The sequence below is a fragment of the Allobosea sp. UNC402CLCol genome, from assembly GCF_000745475.1.
GTDB classification, from domain to species: Bacteria; Pseudomonadota; Alphaproteobacteria; order Rhizobiales; family Beijerinckiaceae; genus Allobosea; species Allobosea spartocytisi.
In genome coordinates this window covers 212714-233691 of sequence record NZ_JQJJ01000009.1, presented here as the reverse complement: position 1 = coordinate 233691, position 20978 = coordinate 212714, and the positions used below count along the sequence as shown (strand labels likewise).

The window sequence follows — 20978 nt, the reverse complement described above, 5'->3', positions numbered from 1 at the left end:
CATTGCAATGGCGCTCGACCCGTCCATGCCGATCCTGGTCGTCGACGATTATCAGACCATGATCCGTATCATCCGCAACCTGCTGAAGCAGCTCGGCTTCGAGAATGTCGACGACGCCTCGGACGGCTCGGCCGCCATCGCGAAGATGCGGGACAAGCAATACGGGCTCGTCATCTCGGACTGGAACATGGAGCCGATGGGCGGCTTCGAGCTGCTGCAGCGCGTGCGCGAGGAGGCGAAGCTGGCGGAGACGCCCTTCATCATCGTCACCGCCGAATCGAAGACCGAGAACGTCATCGCCGCCAAGAAGGCCGGCGTCAGCAACTACATCGTCAAGCCGTTCAACGCCCAGACGCTGAAGACGAAGATCGAGTCCGTCTGCTCGGCGGCCTGACCCCCCGGTCTCTCGCGGCCCAGGCACGATGCCGGGGCCTCCCGGCTCGAAGCTTCGCTTCGCCTAGGAATGACGGCCCGTTTCACCAGACCAGGTGCGGAATGGCGTAGTCGGGCCGGTGCGTCTGCCGGCCGAACCAGCCATGGCGCTCCTCCCACGAAACCTGCATCAGATCCTGCGCATGGATGCCGGCCAGCACCATGATGCCGGCGGCACCAAACGCGGCCGCGCCCGCGATATCGGTGCGGATCGCATCGCCGATGGCGCAGATCCGGTCGCGGGCGACGGCCCCGCCGCGCTTCTCCTCGGCGAGCCCGAGCGCGACCTCGTAGATCGGCCGATGCGGCTTGCCGGCATAGGTCACCGTGCCGCCGATCTCCTCATAGGCGAGCGCGACCGCCCCCGCACAGGGGACGATATGGCCGCCGCGCTCGACGACCAGATCGGGATTGGCGCAGATCATGGGAAGATCGCGCGCCGCGAAACCCGCGAGCAGGTCGGCATAGGTCTCAGGCGTGTCGGCCTCGTCGTCGAAGAGGCCGGTGCAGAGCACATAGGAAGCCTGGTCGGGCCCGGTCTCCGGCGCATCGAGCCCGGCGATCAGCGGCAGGTCGCGGTCGGGCCCGAGCCGGAACATCGGCTGGCCGGCGCGCGCGCCGATCAGCGCGCGGCAGACATCGCCCGAGGTGACGATCGCATCCCAGGCGGCGCGGGGCACGCCGAAGCCGTCGAGCTGGCGGATGATCGCATCCCGCGGGCGCGGCGCATTGGTGATGAGGACGACGCTGGTGCCGCGTTCGCGCATCCGCGTCAGGGCCTCGATCGCGTCCGGAAAGGCGGCGACGCCGTTATGGACGACGCCCCAGACATCGCAGAAGCAGAGATCGAAACGATCGGCGATCTCGGAAAACCCCGAAAGGGCGGCAACCGGTTCGGAGCCCGTCATCGGCACAGTCATTCTCCTACGGATGAGGCGAGGTAGCGGCGCGCCACGCTCTAGACGGTATTCGCGCGGGGTGGAACCCTGCGTCCGCCATTCTTCGCGGTGCGTGGCGGGTTCAGGCGCTGGCGCGGCGCAGCACGGCGCGGAAGGGCAGCCGCTCAGGCCGCCGCGGCGTTTCCTCGGGCGGTGCGGCGGCAGGCTGCGGATAGCCCAGCACCTCGGCGGAGGGCCGGGGCGGCGGCGGCGCGGGTTCGGTCCGGGCAGCGGCTGCGGATTCGGGCGCAGGCTCGGCAAAGACCTCCGGCTTCACCGGGCGCGGCGGCGAAAAGGCATTGCCCTGCCCCATCGCGATGCCGAGCTCGATCATGTCCGCCGCCATCGGATTGTCCTCGACGGTTTCCGCGACCAGCGTGATCGAGGCACGGGCGAGCATGGCGGCGAGATCGCCGGCCGCGATGTCGCTCGCGACGCGCCCTTCGGCATGAGCCTGGAGGAGCGCCGCCCTGACCTTGATGAAACGCACGCCGCGATCGAACAGGGCCTGCGGATCGAAGCGCAGATCCGCGACCTGATCGAGCGCGAAGCGCACGCCGCTGGCCGACATCGCGCCGAGCAGGCCGAGGCTCGTCGGATCGAGCGCGCGGAAGACCGCCTGCGGCATCTCGATGACGAGGCGGCTGCTGTGCTCGCGATATTTGTCGAGGATGCGGGTCAATGCCGCCAGCGCCCGCGAAGCCCCCCAGGTCGCGGCGCTGAAGTTGCAGGTCACGAAGATGTCGCCGTCCCTCGAAGCGAGGTGACGGGCGATCGCCAGGGCTCGCGTGAGGACGAGCGCGTCCAGCGTCGGCCCGAAGCCGCGCTCCTCGACGATCTCCAGGAATTCATGCGGCAGCAGCAGCGTGTTCTCGTCGATGCGCAGGCCGACCACCGCCTCATAGCCACGGGTCCGGCGCTGCGGCAGCGAGACGATCGGCTGCAGATGTACCTCGATCCGCCCCTCGCGCAGGGCGGCGCTGATGATGCCCGCGCGCTCCGCCTCGGCCTCCTCCTGCGCGGCCCTGGCCGCCGCGGCACGCTCCGCTGCCAGCTTTTCGGCGTGCTCGCGCCGCGCGGCCTCGGGGTCGATGCGGACCTCCGGTGCGGAGGCCCTGGCCGGCGCCGGTGCCTGCACGGGCGCCGCCGGCAGCTTCGCGAGCTTGTCGTCATGGTCGGCGAGCGTCGTCGCGACCTGGTGAATGAGATCGCCGAGCAGGCCGACCTCGGCGGTCAGTTCGTTGATGGCGGCGCGGGCCGGCGCGGCATCGACGTCGCGCATGGGCATCTGCTCGACACGCTGGGATAGCGCATCGATCCGGATGGCGTTGGTCGCGAGCCGGACCTTGACCTCGCCGAGCCCGGCCAGGAGCAATTCGCGCTGGCCCAGATTGCGTCGTTCCAGGGCCCAGAGGCTCGTCGCCAGCCCCGCACCGGCTGCGATCAGGCCCAATGCCGGCCCCAATGCTCCCGGCATCAGGATGGCCACGATGGCGCCAGCCGAAACACCGGTCACGGCACCGGCGAGGGGATGCAGGGCTTTCAGGCGCACAGGAGCCAAGGCAGCGCTCGCGCGTCGAGGGGTTGATCGGGGGTGGAAACGAATCACAACGCTGCGCGGTAGAGTACCTCCCGACAGGCGGACACGCGAGCGATACCGCTCGATTCATCGCCTCTCGCCCGGACTTCGCTCGAAAATGCTCTAGCGCCCGGCGATGCCGAGATCGCCGACGATCCGCTGTGTCACGTCCTCGCTGAAGCCCCTGCGCGCCAGATAAAGGCGAGGATCGGTTCCGAAGAGCGGAGAGCGCCTCGCAAGTTCGCTCAGGGCGAAGTCGCGCCGGGTGGAATCGCCGCTCATGCTCGCCTGCAAAGCCTGCCCCAGCAAGCTGAACGGCGTGCCATCCGCTTCCAGAACCGCCGAGTATGTTTCCGACAGGCGCCTGGCGCCGGTCAGATAGGCCGCCAGGAAGGCATAGAAATCATACCAGGGGGGGCGCCCGGCGCTGATCTCAATGGCGCGCTCCAACAAGGGCAGGCCCTCGGCGGGACGGTTGAGACGGACATAGAGCGAGCCGAGAGTGGCCATGATGTCCGGATCGTAGGGATTCCGGTTCACGGCCTCGCGGCCGGCCCTGATCGCGTCGGCGACACTGCCACGCAGGAACAGGATCTCCATCATCGCCTGCTGGGCACGGGCCCCGGAGGGCGCCAGCCTGATCGCGGTCAGGGTCGCCGCCATCGCCCGGTCGAGCGAGGCACTCCGGCCGGCATCGGGCGCCGCGGCATATTCGCCGGCCATGAGCAGCGCGAACTGCGCCCAGGCGGGATAAAATCCGGGGTCCCGCTCGACCAGCTGCTCCAGGCAGGTGCGGGCCGCGACCCGCTTCTCAGGCGTCATGAAGCGGCGGTAATCGAAGGCCTGGAAGATGCACTGCATCGCCGGCGCGGATGAATTCTGCCGGAAATCGGCATGAATGACGCCGAAAGGCTCGGCCAGCCGCGTTCCGACGCGCCGGGCGAGATCCACCAGATCCTGATCCTGCAACAATTCGCCGACAGGCCGGCTCGACGAGGCCGTCCAGACGATCCGGCCGTCCTTGGCGGCTCGCAGCCGGCCGAAGCCCTCCAGCGCTCCCTCGGTCGAGAGAATGCTGATCTCGAAGACGTAATCCACCCCTTCGGGTGGCGGCGCTCCGGGGGCCGGCGCCTTGATCACAAGGAGATCGTCGAAGCGCGCCGTCACGTCCACGAGCACTTCCGCGACACGGCGGACCGCCTCGGCGAGCTTAGGGTCGGTCGGCACGCGCGGGATGACGATCGCGACCGAGACGAGCTGGGCCGAGGGCGCGGTCGAACGGTCACGCGCCACCTCCGGCGGGGAGGTGTCCGCCGGGCGGCTGGTCTGTGTCACCAGATTGCTTTGCGGCGTCTCGCCGAACGGCTCCAGATACCAGACGAGAAGCGCGAGGAGCGCGCAGGCGAGCACCGCCAGGGCCACGAGGAGCCAGCGCCGGGCCGCCGCGTCCCGCTCAGCGATGTCCGCGCGCATATCCTGTCCGTCGACCGGGCCGCCCGGAGGAACGAACGGCTCCGGCCCGACGCGATCGCCCGGCTCGACAAAGGCGAAGACCGGGGCATAGCCGCCGACCGGCATGGTCATCCGCACCGGATCGTCCTGTCCCTCTCCGGCATAGTACTGGGTCAGGGCGCGGCGCAGACGGCCGGCCTCGACGCGCACGATCGGATCGGCCTGCGGATCGAAATCCGCCGGGCGACCGAGTGCCTCGACGGCAATGGTGTAGCCCTTCAGCTCGGCGCGCCGGCCTTCGACCGCCCGCTCGACGACGAAGCTCAGGAAAGCGGAGAGTTGCGGCGCGGCGCTGAAGACATCCGACGCAAGGATGCGGGCGAGGCCAGCGCGAATCGACGCGACGGCCTGCTCATCCAGCCGTTCGTTGTCCTCGACACTATCGCCCATCGGGGTCCGTTCAGTTCATGCCCCAGAGGGTAAGCTACGCTATCGACGACCTAACGTCATCCGACAAATCGGGCTGCGGCAGCCATGTCGCGGCCCGCACTCATGCCTCGCTCGGCGGCGATTTACACCCTGCATCGACCTGCTAGGTTGAACGAACGTTAATCCACAGGATGCCCCGATGACCGCTGCCTCGTCGCCGATCGCCACGCCGAACGATCTCGAAGCCTATTGGATGCCGTTCACGGCGAACCGGTCGTTCAAGAAGAACCCGCGCATGGTCTCCCGCGCCGAGGGCATGTTCTACTACACGCCGGAGAACAAGCCGGTCATGGACGGCACGGCGGGCCTGTGGTGCTGCAATGCCGGCCATGCGCGCGAGCCGATCATCCAGGCGATCCAGGCCCAGGCGCGTGACCTCGATTACGCCCCGTCCTTCCAGTACGGCCATCCCAAGGTCTTCGCCGCCGCCGCCCGCATCGCGGCGCTGGCGCCGGGCGATCTCGACCATGTCTTCTTCGCCGGCTCGGGCTCGGAAGCCGCCGATTCCGCGCTCAAGATCGCGCTGGCCTACTGGAACGTCTCGGGCAAGGCCGCCAAGACCCGCCTCATCGGCCGCGAGCGCGGCTATCACGGCGTCGGCTTCGGCGGCATCTCGGTCGGCGGCATGTCGAACAACCGCAAGTTCTTCGGCTCGCTGCTCACCGGCGTCGACCATCTCGCCCATACCTATGACCGCGAGAAGCAAGCCTTCAGCAAGGGCGAGCCGGACTACGGCGCGCATTTCGCCGATGATCTGGAGCGCATCGTCGCGCTGCACGACGCCTCGACCATCGCCGCGGTGATCGTCGAGCCGATGGCGGGCTCGACGGGCGCGCTGCCGCCGCCGAAGGGCTATCTCAAGCGCCTGCGCGAGATCTGCGACAAGCACGGCATCCTCTTGATCTTCGACGAGGTCATCACGGGCTTCGGCCGCCTCGGCTTCGCCTTCGCGGCCGAGCGCTATGGCGTGATCCCCGACATGATCACCTTCGCCAAGGGCGTGACCTCCGGCACCGTGCCGATGGGCGGCGTGATCGTGCGCAAGCACATCTACGATGCCTTCATGAACGGCCCGGACAATGTCATCGAGCTGTTCCACGGCTACACCTATTCGGGCCATCCGCTGGCGGCGGCCGCGGCGCTCGCCTCGCTCGACATCTATCGCGACGAGGGGCTGTTCGAGCGCGCCCGCGCCATGGAAGGCGCCTGGGCCGATGCGGTGATGAGCCTGAAGGGTGAGCCGAACGTCGTCGACATCCGCACGCTCGGCATGGTCGGCGCCGTCGATCTCGCGCCACGGGCGGAGGGCGCCGGCAAGCGCGGCTACGAGGCGATCGAGCGCGGCTTCCACGAGGAAGGGCTGATGATCCGCACCGCCGCCGACACCATCGCCTTCTCGCCGCCGCTGATCATCACGGAGTCGCAGGTCGAGGAGCTGATCGGCAAGCTGCGCCGGGTGATCCGGTCGGTCGCGAACTGAAGCGGCGAGCACGCGCGCCGGTATTCCCAGCGGCATAACGCCAAGGGCCGCCTCCCCGGGGAGGCGGCCCTTCACGCATCTGTCAGCGCGCGACGCGCCAGGCGACCAGCAGAGCGAGCAAGGCCGGCACGGCGAAGACCAGGACGAGGATCGGCAATTCCGCGCGCACGGAGTAGCCCGCCTTGGCGACGCCGACCCACATGTTGAGCAACGCCACGGCAAGCCAGACCGGCACGAAAAGCTTGGCAGCGAGAGCATAATCCGGTTGGGCCCCGCCCCACAGCTTTCCGAAGAGCAGGAACAGGCCCAGCAGCACCACGCCGCCGCCGATCACCATCGCCATATGCATATGCCTGCTCCTCACCGTCGAAAACAGATACAGATACTGCGAGCTTACGACGCCCGCACTCCAGCCGGGCGAAGGCAGGCGAAGCTCGCCTGCGCTCAGCCGCGCCGCAGCTTGTTGTAGCGCGCAATCAGCCTGTCGCGCTTGAGCCGCGACAGGCGGTCGATCCAGAAGAGGCCATCGAGCTGGTCGATCTCGTGCTGATGGCAGACGGCGAGCAGCCCGTCCGCGTCCTCGACATGTTCGACACCGTCGAGATCGCGGTAGCGCACGCGGACATGAGCATGGCGCTCCAGCTCGTCGGTCACACCCGGCATCGAGATGCTGCCCTCGACATGGCGGATGGTCTCGCGCGAGACATTGTCCAGCACGGGATTGACGTAGGTCCGGACATCGCCCGGCACCAGCTCCAGCACCACCAGCCGCAAGAGTACGCCGACATGCGGCGCGGTGATGCCGATGCCGGGCGCCTCTCGCATCGTGTCGAGCAGGTCCGCCGCCAATTCCCGCAGGTCGGCATCGAAACGCGTGACGGACGCCGCCGCCACCCGCAGACGCGGGTCGGGAAAGCTCAGGATCGGCCTGGACGGCATATGCTCATTCCGACTTCTTGCGTGCAGTCGCGTTTCCGACCTTCCCGGAACCGGCGCCAACCAACAAACCGCTTCCCGATGTTATCGGGAAGCGCATCATGCGACCGAACGACGACAGCCGCTTCATCGGCCTGCGGCTGCATCAACGACACACTCACTTCGTCGTGTAGCCGCCGTTCACCAGGATCGTCTGGCCGGTCATCCACCAGCCGTCCGAGACGAGGAAGCGCAGCCAGGGCACGATGTCCTCGATATCGGTCAACCCCGTCTTCGAGAAGGGCGAGAGCGCCGCCGCGCTCTTGTGATAGGCGACCGCATCGGCGCCTTCCGCGGGATAGAAGAACGACGTGTCCATCGGGCCCGGCCCGATCGCGGTCACCGAGATGCCGCGCGCGCCGAATTCCTTGGAAGCCGCGCGGGTATAGTGCTCCACCGGCGCCTTGGTGCCGGCATAGCTCGCATAGAACGGCGTGAAGGCGCCGAGCAGCGAAGTCACCAGCGTGCAGACCTTGCCGTTGTCGCTGACATGCTTGCCGGCTTCCTTGAGGAAGAAGAACGCCGTCTTCGAGTTGACCGCGCTCATCTCGTCGAACTCGGCCTCGCTGATCTCGACCATCGGCTTCTTCAGCACCTTGCCGACGGTGTTCACGGCGATGTCGATCGCGCCCATCGCCGCCTTGGCGTCGGCGAAGAGCTTCTCCATCGCTGCCGCCGAGGTCAGGTCGGCCTGGAAAGCATAGGCTTGCGCGCCCGCAGCCTTGATCGCGGCCATCGTCTTCTCGGCCTCGGCCTTGGCCGGAGCGCTGTTGTAATGAATGGCGACCGCCTTTGCGCCCTGCGCCGCGAGGTCCTTGGCCAGCAAACCGCCCAGATTCTTGGCGCCGCCGGCGATCAGAACCGTCTTACCCTTGATGCCGTGATCGGCCATCGCATGCTCCTGTTCGCTGCAATCGATGGCGACAAAATATCGTCCGAAAATCAGATATAAAGATTTTGATCAGGACATCACTGGTCAGAATTTCCGAACAATCTGGAGCGCCGATTTGGACCGCATCGACCTCTTCCGCATCTATGCCCGCGTCGTCGAGTGCGAGAGCTTCACCCAGGCGGCCAAGGCCCTTGGGCTGCCGCGCTCCTCGGTCTCGGCGGCGGTCGCGGCATTGGAGCAACGGATTGGCACAAGGCTGCTCCAGCGCACGACGCGGCGCGTCTCCGCGACGCAGGACGGCGCGGCCTTCTACGAGCATTGCGCCCGGCTCGTCGCCGATGTCGAGGAAACCGAGGCGCTGTTCCGCCACAGCGCCGCGCGCCCTGCCGGGCGGCTCAGGATCGACGTGCCCGGCCGGATCGGGCGCCTGATCATCGCGCCCGCCCTGCCGGATTTTCTCACCCGCTATCCAGAGATCGACATCGATCTCAGCGTCACCGACCGGGCGAGCAATCTGATCGAGGACGGCATCGATTGCGTGCTGCGCGTCGGCGCGTTGAGCGATTCAGGTTTGATCGCGCGCTCGGTCGGGGAGCTGCCGCTGATCAATGTCGCCAGCCCCGGCTATCTCGCGGCGCATGGCGTGCCCGGGCATCCCGGCGAACTCGATGGACATAAGGCCGTCAACTACGCCTCGCCGTCGACGGGGCGGATCGAGCCCTGGGAATGGCTGGAGAATGGCACGCTGCACGGCCGCGCCCTGCCCGGCCGCGTCACCGTCAACAGCGCGGAGGCCTATATCGCCTGCTGCCTCGCCGGGCTCGGCCTGATCCAGATCCCGGCCTATGACGTCGCCGAGCATCTCGCTGCGGGCGATCTCGTCGAGGTGATGCCCCGGCACCGGGCTGCGCCGATGCCGATGACCCTGCTCTACCCCCACCGCCGGCACCTGTCGCGCCGGCTGCAGGTCTTCGCGGACTGGCTCGTGGCGCTGCTGCGCACAAGGCTGGCGAACTGAGCCCTAAGGCTCAGGCCGCCTGCTTCTCCGACGGGCCGTAGAAGCTCTCGCCGGTCTTGGCCATGCGCTTCAGCAAGCGGTTCGGCTTGAAGCGCTCGCCATGGCTCTTGGCCAGCTTCTCGCAGAGCTTCACGAAGGTCGCCGCCCCCATATTGTCGATATAGGACAGCGTGCCGCCCGAGTAAGGCGCGAAGCCGAAGCCGATGATCGAGCCGACATCAGCCTCGCGCGGATCGGTGACGACGCCTTCCTCATAGGTCTTCGCGGCTTCCAGTGCCTGGGTCACCAGGAGGCGGTGCTTCAGCTCCTCCATGTCGACGCTCTCGGGATCGAGCCGCTTGCCGACGAGCTCGGCGAGCCCCGGCCAGAGCCGCTTCGGCCCGCCTTCCGGGTAGTCATAGAAGCCCTTGCGGTTCTTGCGGCCCAGCCGCCCATGCTTCTCGACCATGTCGGCGAGCAGCTTCTCCTGCGCCGGATCGACGGCGGCATCACCGAGTTGGGCCTTGGTCGCCTTCAGCACCTTCCAGGCCAGATCGACCGCGACCTCGTCATTGAGCGAGAGCGGGCCGACCGGCATGCCGGCCTGCTTGCCGGCGGCCTCGATCATCGCCGGCGGCACGCCTTCCATCAGCATGAGGTGGCCTTCGCGGATATAATTGCCGACGCAGCGATTGGCGTAGAAGCCGCGGGTGTCGTTGACGACGATCGGCGTCTTCTTGATGGCGCGGACATAGTCCAGCGCCATGGCGAGCGCTTTCTTGCCGGTCTTTTTGGCCATGATGACCTCGACCAGCAGCATCTTCTCGACCGGCGAGAAGAAATGGATGCCGATGAAGTTCTTCGGCCGCTGGCTGGTCTCGGCAAGGCCGGTGATCGGCAGCGTGGAGGTGTTGGAGCCGAAGATGGTGCGCGGGCCGACGACGGCCTCGACCTTGGCGATGACCTCGGCCTTGACCTTCGGGTCCTCGAAGACCGCCTCGACGATCAGGTCGCAGCCCTTGAGATCGGCATAGTCGGCGGAAGCCTTGATGCGGCCGAGCAGCGCGTCGCGATCGGCGGTCTTGGCACGGCCCTTCATGATCTGGTCGGAGACCAGCTTATGGGAATAGGCCTTGCCCTTCTCGGCCGCCTCGACGTCCTTGTCGACCAGCACGACCTCGAGGCCGGCCTGCGCCGTGACATAGGCGATGCCGGCGCCCATGAAGCCGGCGCCGATGACGCCGACCTTCTTGAGCTTGGACGGCGGCACGTCGGCCGGGCGGCGGGCGCCCTTGTTCAGCTCCTGCATCGAGACGAAGAGCGAGCGGATCATCGAGGCCGCCTCCTTCGTCCGGAGGATCTTGGCGAAGTAGCGGCTCTCGACCTTGAGGCCGAGATCGATCGGGAGCTGCAAGCCCTCATAGACCGCCGAGAGGATGGCGCGGGCGGCCGGGTAGTTGTCGTTGGTCTCGCGACGATAGATCGCGTTGGCCGGCGGCCAGATCTGCATGCCGGCCGGCGAATGCACCTTGTTGGAAGGCAGCTTGAAGCCCTTCTGGTCCCAGGGCTGGGTCGCCTGCGGATTGGCCTTGAGCCAGTCCTTGGCGTTCTGGACGATGTCGGCGCGGGGTGCGACGGCATGGACGAGGCCGGAATTGCGCGCCGGGAGCGCCTTCACCTGCTCGCCCTTGAACATCATCTGGAGCGCGTCGCCGGTCTGCATCAGGCGCGAAACGCGCTGGGTGCCGCCGGCGCCCGGAAACAGCCCGACCTTGATCTCGGGCAGGCCGACGCGGGTCGAGGCATCGTCCGAAACGACGCGATACTGGCAGGAGAGCGAGAGCTCGAAGGCGCCGCCCAGGCAGACACCATGGATCGCGGCGGCGAAGGGTTTTCCGCAGGTCTCGAGCTTGCGGTAGAGCAGCGAGAGCTTGCGGCTCTCGTCGAAGAAGCTCTGCATCGCGACCGCCTCGCCCTTCTCCTTGGCGAGCTTCACATAGAGATCGCGCAGGCCCTGGAGCATGGTGAGATCGGCACCGCCGGAGAAGCTCTCCTTGCCGGAGGTGATGACGCAGCCCTTGATGGCTTCATCGCTCGCGACCTTGTCGACGATCTGGTTCAGCTCTTCCATCACCTCGGGGGTGATGACGTTCATCGAGCGGCCCGGCATGTCCCAGGTCGCGACGGCGATGCCGTCGGCGTCGGCCTCGAAGCGGAAATTGGTGAGGTTCATGATGTCTCTCCCTGCCCTTCCGCTCAGACGCGTTCGATGATGGTGGCGACGCCCATGCCGACGGCGACGCAGAGCGTCACCAGCGCGGTCTGCTTGTCCTGCCGCTCCAGCTCGTCGAGCACGGTGCCCAGCACCATCGCGCCGGTCGCGCCGAGCGGATGGCCCATGGCGATGGCGCCGCCATTGACGTTCAGGATGGCGTCGTCGATGTCGAGCGCCTGCTGGTAGCGCAGCACCACGGAGGAGAAAGCCTCGTTCAATTCGAAGAGGTCGATGTCCTTCATGGTCATGCCGGCCTTCTTCAGCACGAGCTGGGTCACGTCGATCGGACCGGTCAGCATCAGCGCGAGGTCGGAACCGACGGTCGCGAAGGCCTTGATGCGGGCGCGGGGCTTGAGGCCTGCCGCCTTGCCGGCCCGCTTCGAGCCAACGAGCACGGCCGCCGCGCCATCGACGATGCCCGAGGAATTGCCGGCGTGATGGACGTGGTTGATGAACTCGACATCCGGATGCGCGGCGGTCCCGACCGCATCGAAGCCGCCCATCTCGCCCATCTGGACGAAGGAGGCCTTCAGCGCGGCCAATGCCTGCATGTTGGCGTCGGGGCGGATCGTCTCGTCATGGTCGAGGATGACGAGGCCGTTGACGTCGGTGACGGGGATGACCGAGTTCTTGAAGCGGCCTTCCTTCCAGGCCTTGGCGGCGCGCTGGTGCGAGCGCACGGCGAAGGCATCGACATCGTCGCGCGAGAAGCCGTATTTCGTCGCGATCAAATCGGCCGAGATGCCCTGCGGCATGAAATAGGTATCGATGGCGACACTTGGGTCGACCGCGATGCCAAAGCCGGAAGCACCCATGCCGACGCGCGACATCGATTCGACGCCGCCGCCAATCGCCATCTCCTTCTGGCCGGACATGACCTGCGCCGCGGCAAGGTTCACCGCGTCGAGGCCCGAGGCGCAGAAGCGGTTGATCTGCACGCCCGGCACTTCCTTGCCGTAGCCCGCCTTGAGCGCGACGGTGCGGGCGATATCGGCCGCAGCCTCGCCGACCGGATCGACGCAGCCCAAGACGACGTCCTCGACGAGGAGCGGATCGAGATTGTTGCGCTCCTTGATCGCACGCAGGGCCTGGGTGCCGAGCTCGATCGCCGTGACCTCGTGGAGCGAACCGTCGGCCTTGCCCTTGCCGCGCGGCGTGCGGACGTGGTCGTAGATGAATGCGTCTGCCATTTGGTGGCCTCCCGGGGCGCCGTCGGACGGCGCGTTCTGGTGCCGGACGTCATGGTCGGGCTTGACCCGACCATCTCGTCATCCAGCGGGTTCTGCAAGAGATGCACGGGTCAAGCCCGGGCATGACGGCGTTTTCGTCAGAACTGCTCGACGCTGAGCGCCATCGTCGTATCCGCGCCGGCGGTGATCCGCGCCAGATGGGCGGCGGTTTCCGGCAAAGTGCGCTCCATGAAGAAGCGGGCGGTGACGAGCTTGGCGCTCATCCGCTCGTCGGCACCGGCCTTGAGCTTCTCCTGCGCGGCCTTGGCCATCTTCACCCACATGTAGCCGAGCGAGACGAGGCCGAGCAGGTGCATGAAATCGCTGGCGCCGGCGCCGGCATTGTCCGGCTTGGCGAGTGCGTTGTTCATGAACCACATCGCCGCCTGCTGGAGATGGCCCAATGAAACCTGCAAAGGCCCGAGCAGGGGCTTCAGCGCCTCGTCCTCGGCATTCTCCTTCAGGAAGCCACCGACCTCGTTGAAGAAGGCCATGATACCGCGGCCGCCGTCGCGGCCGAGCTTGCGGCCGACGAGGTCCATCGCCTGCACGCCGTTGGCGCCCTCGTAGATCATCGCGATGCGGGCATCGCGGACGAACTGCTCGACGCCGGTCTCGGCGATATAGCCATGGCCGCCGAACATCTGCTGCGCCTTCACGGCATTGTCGAAGCCGACATCGGTCAGCACGCCCTTGAGCACCGGGGTCATCAGGCCGAGTTGGTCGTCGGCCGCCTGACGCTCGGCCGCGTCGCCGGAGCGATGGGCGATGTCGGACTTGAGCGCGTTCCAGAGCACGAAGGCGCGGGCCGCCTCGTTGAAGGCCTTGATCGACATCAGCGTGCGGCGCACGTCGGGGTGGACGATGATCGGGTCGGCCGGCTTGGCGGGCTCCTTGGCGCCGGTCAGCGCGCGACCCTGCAGACGCTCCTTGGCGTAGGCGACGGCATTCTGATAGGCGACCTCGGACTGGGCGAGCCCCTGGATCGCGACGCCGAGGCGGGCCTCGTTCATCATCACGAACATGGCGTTGAGGCCCTTGTTCTCCGCCCCGACCAGCCAGCCCTGCGCGCCGTCATAGTTCATGACGCAGGTGGCATTGCCGTGGATGCCCATCTTGTGCTCGATCGAGCCGCAGGACACGCCGTTATTGGCGCCGACCGAGCCGTCGCTGCCCAGCTTGTTTCTGGGCACGACGAAGAGGGAGATGCCCTTCACGCCGGCCGGCGCGCCCTCGATACGGGCGAGCACGAGATGGATGATGTTCTCGGTGATGTCCTGCTCGCCGGCCGAGATGAAGATCTTGGTGCCGGAGATGGCGTAGGAGCCGTCGCCATTCGGCACGGCCTTGGTCTTGAGCAGGCCGAGATCGGTGCCGCAATGCGGCTCGGTCAGGTTCATGGTGCCCGACCAGGTGCCGTCGATCATCTTCGGCAGATAGGTGCGCTTGATCTCGTCCGAGCCATGGACGTAGAGCGCGGCGATCGCGCCCATGGTCAGGCCCGGATACATGGCGAAGGCCATGTTCGCGGCGGAGGCGTATTCGTTCATCACGGCGCCAAGCGTGTAGGGCAGGCCCTGGCCGCCATATTCCGGATCCATCGCAAGGCCGATCCAGCCGCCGCCGGCATAGGCCTCATAAGCCTCCTTGAAGCCCTTCGGCGTGGTGACGCGGCCGTCTGGGTGGCGGGTGCAGCCCTCCTGGTCGCCGGAATAGTTGATCGGCTGGAGCACTTCCTCGCAGAGCTTGGCGCCCTCGCCGAGCACGGCTTCGATCACGTCCGAGGACGCGTCGGCGAAGCCCGGCAGGTTGTTGTAGCGCTCGATATTGAAAACGTCGTTGAGCAGGAAAAGCGTATCGTCGACGGGTGCCTTGTAGACCGGCATCGTGGTCCTCCCTCTCGTCGCATGGCGGCGTTCAGCGGGCGCCGCTCAGATAGTTCATATATAAACAATCTTGCCCGACGCGCAATGGGTGTCCGGGGAATTTGTCCTCCAGCGCGTGACCGTTCGATGGCAAGGCAACAAAAAACCCCGGCAAAGCCGGGGTTCTGGGACGGACCACGTGCATCCATCCGGAGACGGGAGGTGACCCCGCGCTTTTCGTCGGAAACCGGATCGGCCCGCGACGCGGTACGATCTCAGGCGGCGCTGAGCCGGGTGAGCGAGCCCTCGAGCTCCTTGATGGCGTCCTCGATCTCGGCGCGCTGGCTGCGCAGCAGCTCGAGCTGCTCGACGATCTGATCGCGGCTGAGATGCAGGCCGCCGACCGAGGCCGACTTGCCCGCCGAGCCCGCCTTCTTCTCCTCATTGGCGAGCATGGCGCGAATCTCGACCAGGGTGAAGCCGAGCTGCTTGCCCTTGAGGATGAGCGCGAGCCGGGCACGATCACGCGCCGAATAGATGCGCGTCATGCCCGAGCGGGCCGGCGCAAGCAGGCCGCGGGATTCGTAGAAGCGCAGGGTTCGCAGCGTCACGCCGAAATCACGGGCGAGATCGCTGATGGTGAAGCCCCCGGCATCGGAATCCGCGACCGGGACATTGTCAGCGCGGGTCTCATGAATCGAGGAACCCGCCATAGCTGAGCTTTGGCGCGACATGAGCATTCATTCCTTGAAAGATGGACGGCGGCACCGGCACATATTGGCGGCATCGCCTTGCTGAGATGTCTTCTTACGGCACCCCCTCCCCTAGCGTCAGGTAATACGCCCCCAGGGTGGGGTAAGTTACGGTTATACGAACCCCGACAAGGCGGCAGAAAAGCGGCGCTTCGGAAAAAATTAACGGATCGGTCGGAATTCTTAACCCGCTGTTTACCATGCCGGCGAAATCTCAGGGGCGCGGACCGGCGTTGCGACTTCGTCAACGTTCTTTTCACGGATCGCCGGATCGAGCGGAAGCGGCGGCGTCAGGGAGCTGCGCCTTCGTTAACAACGGGCCCTGGAGGCGAGCACAATCATGGCGAACAGCTTGCCCTGGAGCGTCAAGGGGGTCGACCCGAGGACGCGCGATGCGGCTAAGGCGGCGGCTCGCCGCGCCGGCATGACCTTGGGCGAATGGCTCGATCACAAGATTCGCGACGAGAGCGAGGAGGCGCAGCCGGCGATGGCCGCCACGGCGCCGCCGGAGCAGCTCGATATCGCCGCCCTCTCGGAGCGGCTCGCGCGGCTCTCCCAGACGCAGACCGAAACCGCCGCGCGCGCACCGACCCCTCAGCCCTCGCGCAATGAGATCGACATCCTGCTCCGCCAGGCGGCGGCGACCGAGAGGCTGACGCGCGAGACGAGCGCACGCACCGCCGGGGCGCTCGATTCGATCACGCGCTGGATCGAGAAGACCGAGGACCGCCTGTCCTCGGGCGAGCGGACGGCCGCCGAACGCCAGGAGCGGGCGACCAGCGTCATCGCCGAGGCCATCAAGTCGATCGGCGAGCGGATCGTCGAGATCGAGCGCCGCGCCGTCGAGCCCCGGCAGCAGGCCGGCGAGGATCGCTCTCCCCGGCTTGCGTTCAGCCGCGACGGACTCGCCGCCGCCGTCACCGATATCCGCACGCGCCAGCGCCTGCTCGATCGGGACGAGAGCGAGGCGCCTCGGCCGGCTCAAGCTTCGCAGGACCGCATCTCGGCGCTGCGCGAGGATCTGCGCGACCTCAGCGCACGCCTCTCGCCGGATGCGCGGCGCGCGGCCGCGCCGCAGCAGCGGCCCGCGGCCCCCTTCGGCGGCGATCTCGCCCATACGATCGAGACCAAGATCGCCGCTCTCGGCGAGCGCCTCGACAGGCTCGCCGGCCGCGATCATTTCGAACCGGTACTGAAGCCGCTGGCCCGCCTCGAGGCGGAGGTTTCACGCCTGTCGCAAGATCGCTCGGGCGGTGGCTACCAGCATGTCCAGCGCGAGATCGCGCATCTGGCGAACAAGATCGACGCGCTCGCATCGGCTGGCGGCATCGATCCGACGCCGCTGGCGCGCGATATCGCCGAGCTGCGCGAGCTGGTCGCGCAGAACGGCAACGACCACCGGCTGGAAGAGCTCTCGCAGCAGATCGCCTCGCTCGGCTTCGAGATCAGCCGGCTGCGCGAGATCGAACCCGACATGCGCGAGATGCGCAACCTGTCCTCGGCCATCGAGGATGTGCGCAGCGCCGTGCTTTCGGGCCGCCCGCGCGAGTTCGAGCTGGGGCCGCTCTCGGCGCTGGCAGGCCAGATCGACCGGCTGTCGCAGCGTTTCGACGAAATCGCCGAGCGTCGCCCCGATAACCAGATCGACCATCGCCTCGACCTGCTCCAGCAGCATGTCGAGCGGCTCGCCGAGAACAGCCCGGTCGCCGTCACGCGCCAGATCGAAGCCCTGGCCGGGCGCATCGAGAGCCTCGCGGCCTCGAGCGAGCTTGTCCGCATGACCGAGGGCGCGGACGGGCGCGTGCCGGCCGCTCTCAAGCCGATCGAAGACATGCTGCGCCACCTCGCCGAGAAGATCGACGAAGCTGGCGCGCCTGAAGCGAATTCGGAGTCCTTCGAGGCGCTCGAGCAACAGATCTCGGGGATCGCCGCCCGGCTCGACGAGGCGGCCGCGACCCGCCACGCCGAGAGCGGCATCGAGCGGACGCTGCAGGATCTGGTCGTGCATCTGCGCTCGATGCGGGAGGAAACGGCAGCCGAGCGCGCCGCGCTCGTGCAGGCCACCAGCGCGGTGACGCCGGGCAAGGGCATCGTCGAGCTCTCCGGCCTGGTTTCCGGCATGCGGGACACCCAGATCTCCTCGGAACGGCAGACGCATGACGCGCTCGGCGCCCTCAACCAGACGCTCGAAGCGATCATGGGCCGCCTGTCGAACCTCGAAGGCGAATTGCTAGCGGAGCGCCATGGCGCTTCCGGCCGGCCAGCCGCGCCGCGGGCCCAGGAGCCGGCGACGCGCCAGGAGCCGACCAGGCGCTTCTCGACGTCTCGCGAGCCGCTCGTCGCGGCTCCCGCCGCTCAGGACCGGCCGGTTGCCGGCGAGGCGCCCCAGCGCACCGAGCCGACCCTCGCCATGCCGAGCGCGGCCTTCGACCTGCCGCTCGAGCCGGGCTCCGGCCGCCCCCGCCCCGAGGCGACCACCAATGCCGGCCAGGATGCGCAATCGGTTCGCCAGAGCCTGATCGCCGCCGCACGCCGCTCGGCCAAGGCCGCCAGCGAAGCCGCCGCGACGGCGCCCACCACGGCGGCCGAACCCGCCGCGAAGAGCCCAGGCCGGCTGCGCGAGATCATGGAGAAGCGCAAGCGCCCCCTCCTGCTCGGCCTCGCCGCGGTGATCCTCGCGCTGGGAACCGCCCAGGTCGTCACCAGCTCGCTGGGCGGCAAGGATACGAAGACGGCCAGCAACGAGAGCCAGAACCTGCTCGCTCCCCCGGCCGCCCTGCCGGAAACAGCGGCGGCATTGTCGCCGCCGGCGCCGGCGGAACAGGCTCCCTCCAAGGACCAGTCCTCGCTCGCTCTCTCATCGCCTGCCGCGAATGCGGGCGGCACCATCAACGCGGATGCGGGCAATGCCCCCGCCGCCCCGGCTCCGGCCACCGTATCCGCCGCAACGGAACCGGCGCAGGCCACGCCGGAAACGGCCAGCGCCACGCTGCCCGCCTCCGAGCCGGTGCAGGCCGTGACCGGCCTCGGCGATCTGCCGACCGGGCTGGGCAGCGCCGGGCTGCGCAAGGCCGCGCTCGATGGCGACGCACGCGCCGTCTACGAACTCGCGACACGCGCCGCCGACGGCCCCACCGGCTCGCGCGACCCCAAGCTCGCCCTGCGCCTGTTCGAGCGGGCGGCCGTCGCGGGGCTCGCGCCGGCACAGTTCCGCCTCGGCAACATGTTCGAGAAGGGCGTGGGAGCTCCGCGCGACCTGCCCCTCGCCCGGATCTGGTATCAGCGCGCCGCCGAGCGCGGCAACGCCAAGGCGATGCACAACCTCGCGGTGCTCTATGCCGAGGGTGCCGCCGGCAAGCCGGATTATGCCACCGCGAACACCTGGTTTGCGAAAGCGGCCGAGCTCGGCGTGCGCGACAGCCAGTACAATCTCGCCGTGCTGCTCGGCCGCGGGCTCGGCGCGCCGGCCGACCTGGCGCAGTCCTATGTCTGGTTCGCGATCGCGGCCGTGCAGGGCGATGAGGACGCCGCCCGCAAGCGCGACGAAGTCGCCCAACGCCTGAAGCCGGAAGAGCTCGCCGCCGCCAAGGCCCGGGCGACGGGCTGGAAGCCGAAAGTGCTCGACACCGCCGCCAACGAAGTCACCCCGCCGCCGAAGGGCTGGGATGCCGGCCCGACGGCCTCGATGGCGAAACCCGGCAAGCCGAGCCGGAGCTGAAAGCCCTGAAACACGTCATGCTTACGACGTGTTGACGCGGCAGGAAGAATGACCGTCTCTGGGACGGGCCGGTGGAAGGCCCGTCCTTCGTCGTTTCGACAATTTGCCTTAACCCGGACCGCGTAGCCTGGGATCATCGGCGCAAGCAACTGCTCAAGCGCCGTCCATGAGGGGTAGAAGTGCAGATTTACCTGCCGATCGCCGAGCTTCCGATCAGCGTGCTGATGGTGCTGGGCTTGAGCGGCGCGGTCGGCTTCATCTCCGGGCTGTTCGGCGTGGGCGGCGGCTTCCTGCTGACGCCGCTGCTGATCTTCCTCGACATTCCGCCGGCGGTCGCGGTGGCGACGGTGGCGGCGCAGGTCGCCGGCTCCTCGATGACCGGCGTCCTGACCTATTTCCGGCGCAAAGCGCTCGATCTCAAGCTCGGCGGCGTCCTGGTCTCCGGCGGCATCGTCGGCACCGTGCTGGGCGTGGCGTTCTTCAACGCGATGCGCCGCCTCGGCCAGCTCGAGCTGGTCATCACCCTGTCCTACGTCACGCTGTTCTCGATCATCGGCGGGCTGATGCTCTACGACGCCGTGCGCGCGATGCTGCGCGTCAGGGCCGGCAAGCCGGCGCGGCGCAAGCGGCGCGGCGGCATGCATCCCTGGTGGATGGGGCTGCCGTTCCGCCAGCGCTTCTACCGCTCCGGCCTGTATTGCAGCATCATCCCGATCGCGCTGCTCGCGGTCGTGATCGGCTTCATCGGCGCGGTGCTCGGCGTCGGCGGCGGCTTCATCCTCGTGCCGGCGCTGATCTATTTCTTCCGCATCCCGCCCTCCGTCGTGGTCGGCACCTCGCTCTTCCAGATCCTGGTGACGATGACCGGCGCGACATTGCTGCACGCCATTACCAACCAGTCGGTCGACATCATCCTCGCCGCCCTGCTGCTGGTCGGCGGCGTCGTCGGCGCCCAGTTCGGCGGCCGCGCCGCGCGCAACCTCAACGTCGAATCCTTCCGGCTGCTGCTCGCCCTGCTGATCCTCTCGGTGGGGCTGCGTTTCGCGATCGAGCTGTTCATTCCGCCGAGCGAGCCCTTCTCGGTCGTCGTGCCGGAGAGCGCGCGATGAGAGGGGCCTGCCTCCACGCCCTCGCCTTGCTGGCCGCCCTGCTGGCCCTCGCCATGCCGGCGCGGGCCGAGACGCTGATCGCGGCGATGTCGAGCCACCAGATCCAGATCACCTCGAACTATACCGGCAGCCAGCTCACCGTCTTCGGTCTCGTCGAGCGCGACGGGCGCAGCGTCGCCCGCGGCGACCCGCACGACATCATCATTACCGTGCGCGGGCCGCGCCGCATGCTGCTGGTGCGCCAGAAGGAACGGTTCGGCCCGATCTGGATCAACCGCACGCAGCGGCGCTTCCCCGAGAGCCCGGTCTTCCTGCTGGTCGCGACCAACCGGCCGATCAGCGAGATGATGAGCGCGGAAACGGCGAGGCGCGACCGGGTCGGCCTCGCCAATGCCGAACGCCCGGCGCAAAGCTGGTTCGACGACAGCAGCGTGGCGACGTTCCGCGACAGCCTCGTGCGCATCATGCAGGGCAAGGACCTCTATGCCTATCAGCAACGGGGCGTGACCTTTCTCTCGAACTCCCTGTTCAGCGCGCCGATCGACGTCCCCGCGACGGCGCCGACCGGCTCCTATACCGTCGATGTCGTGCTCTATGCCGGCGGCGTGCCGCTGGCGCGGCAGCAGACGAATTTCGAGGTGATCAAGACCGGCGCCGAGCAGCGCCTCGCCTCCGGCGCCTATGACTGGCCGTGGCTCTACGGGCTGGCCACCATCCTGCTCGCGCTGTTCCTCGGCTGGGGCGCCAGCGTCGTCTTCCGGCGGGATTGAGGCTCTCTTTTTCGATCCGTCGCGGC

General features: G+C 67.8%; 16 protein-coding genes. 6 read left to right on the top strand and 10 right to left on the bottom strand.

Translation table 11 applies throughout. The annotated features are described in order from the left end of the window. Positions 1–7 precede the first annotated feature (7 nt). The gene (locus GY40_RS08390; protein WP_038360830.1) at positions 8–394 is read left to right on the top strand and encodes a response regulator; all 387 of its coding nucleotides are present in this window, start codon (positions 8–10) and stop codon (positions 392–394) included. Between the two features lie 82 nt (positions 395–476). Here the strand turns inward: GY40_RS08390 and GY40_RS08385 are convergent, their stop codons facing one another. The 3 genes from GY40_RS08385 to GY40_RS08375 form a co-directional block, all read right to left on the bottom strand. After that, positions 477–1340: a TIGR01459 family HAD-type hydrolase gene (locus tag GY40_RS08385; protein WP_038360829.1), complete on the bottom strand. Its 864-nt coding sequence runs from the start codon at positions 1338–1340 to the stop codon at positions 477–479. Between the two features lie 112 nt (positions 1341–1452). Next, the gene (locus tag GY40_RS08380; RefSeq protein WP_038360828.1) at positions 1453–2922 is read right to left on the bottom strand and encodes an EAL domain-containing protein; all 1470 of its coding nucleotides are present in this window, start codon (positions 2920–2922) and stop codon (positions 1453–1455) included. A gap of 150 nt (positions 2923–3072) precedes the next feature. Next, on the bottom strand, positions 3073–4851 hold the full coding sequence (locus GY40_RS08375; RefSeq protein WP_038360827.1) for a tetratricopeptide repeat protein: 1779 nt from the start codon (positions 4849–4851) through the stop codon (positions 3073–3075). Between the two features lie 178 nt (positions 4852–5029). On the opposite strand from GY40_RS08375, the gene GY40_RS08370 reads away from it, so the two are divergent. Then, complete coding sequence (locus GY40_RS08370; RefSeq protein WP_038360826.1) at positions 5030–6370, top strand: omega-aminotransferase AptA; 1341 nt, start codon at positions 5030–5032, stop codon at positions 6368–6370. Positions 6371–6452: 82 nt separating this feature from the next. Here GY40_RS08370 and GY40_RS08365 read toward each other — a convergent pair whose 3' ends face one another. From GY40_RS08365 to GY40_RS08355, 3 genes are all read right to left on the bottom strand, one after another. Beyond that, the gene (locus GY40_RS08365; RefSeq protein ID WP_038360825.1) at positions 6453–6719 is read right to left on the bottom strand and encodes a hypothetical protein; all 267 of its coding nucleotides are present in this window, start codon (positions 6717–6719) and stop codon (positions 6453–6455) included. A 95-nt stretch (positions 6720–6814) separates the two neighbouring features. Then, positions 6815–7309 carry a peptide deformylase gene (locus tag GY40_RS08360; protein WP_038360824.1) on the bottom strand — a complete coding sequence of 165 codons (495 nt, stop codon included), beginning with the start codon at positions 7307–7309 and terminating at the stop codon, positions 6815–6817. 154 nt (positions 7310–7463) lie between these two features. Further along, on the bottom strand, positions 7464–8237 hold the full coding sequence (locus tag GY40_RS08355) for an SDR family oxidoreductase (RefSeq protein WP_038360823.1): 774 nt from the start codon (positions 8235–8237) through the stop codon (positions 7464–7466). 115 nt (positions 8238–8352) lie between these two features. On the opposite strand from GY40_RS08355, the gene GY40_RS08350 reads away from it, so the two are divergent. Continuing rightward, positions 8353–9255: a LysR family transcriptional regulator gene (locus tag GY40_RS08350; RefSeq protein WP_038360822.1), complete on the top strand. Its 903-nt coding sequence runs from the start codon at positions 8353–8355 to the stop codon at positions 9253–9255. Positions 9256–9265: 10 nt separating this feature from the next. Here GY40_RS08350 and GY40_RS08345 read toward each other — a convergent pair whose 3' ends face one another. The 4 genes from GY40_RS08345 to GY40_RS08330 form a co-directional block, all read right to left on the bottom strand. After that, the gene (locus GY40_RS08345) at positions 9266–11467 is read right to left on the bottom strand and encodes an FAD-dependent oxidoreductase (RefSeq protein ID WP_038360821.1); all 2202 of its coding nucleotides are present in this window, start codon (positions 11465–11467) and stop codon (positions 9266–9268) included. Between the two features lie 23 nt (positions 11468–11490). Then, positions 11491–12699 carry an acetyl-CoA C-acetyltransferase gene (locus tag GY40_RS08340; protein ID WP_038360820.1) on the bottom strand — a complete coding sequence of 403 codons (1209 nt, stop codon included), beginning with the start codon at positions 12697–12699 and terminating at the stop codon, positions 11491–11493. 137 nt (positions 12700–12836) lie between these two features. Then, positions 12837–14624: an acyl-CoA dehydrogenase C-terminal domain-containing protein gene (locus GY40_RS08335; RefSeq protein WP_038360819.1), complete on the bottom strand. Its 1788-nt coding sequence runs from the start codon at positions 14622–14624 to the stop codon at positions 12837–12839. Positions 14625–14878: 254 nt separating this feature from the next. Beyond that, the gene (locus GY40_RS08330; protein ID WP_248311125.1) at positions 14879–15337 is read right to left on the bottom strand and encodes a MerR family transcriptional regulator; all 459 of its coding nucleotides are present in this window, start codon (positions 15335–15337) and stop codon (positions 14879–14881) included. Between the two features lie 358 nt (positions 15338–15695). On the opposite strand from GY40_RS08330, the gene GY40_RS08325 reads away from it, so the two are divergent. The 3 genes from GY40_RS08325 (at position 15696) to GY40_RS08315 (ending at position 20952) form a co-directional block, all read left to right on the top strand. After that, positions 15696–19073 (top strand): SEL1-like repeat protein, encoded by a 3378-nt coding sequence (locus GY40_RS08325; RefSeq protein WP_038360817.1) that lies wholly within the window; start codon positions 15696–15698, stop codon positions 19071–19073. A 179-nt stretch (positions 19074–19252) separates the two neighbouring features. Next, a complete protein-coding gene (locus GY40_RS08320; RefSeq protein ID WP_038360816.1) occupies positions 19253–20182 on the top strand; it encodes a sulfite exporter TauE/SafE family protein in 930 nt (309 codons plus the stop codon). After that, positions 20179–20952, top strand: a complete 774-nt coding sequence (locus GY40_RS08315; protein WP_038360815.1) for a TIGR02186 family protein — start codon at positions 20179–20181, stop codon at positions 20950–20952. Before GY40_RS08320 ends, GY40_RS08315 begins: the two co-directional genes overlap by 4 nt. The last annotated feature ends 26 nt before the right edge of the window (positions 20953–20978 follow it).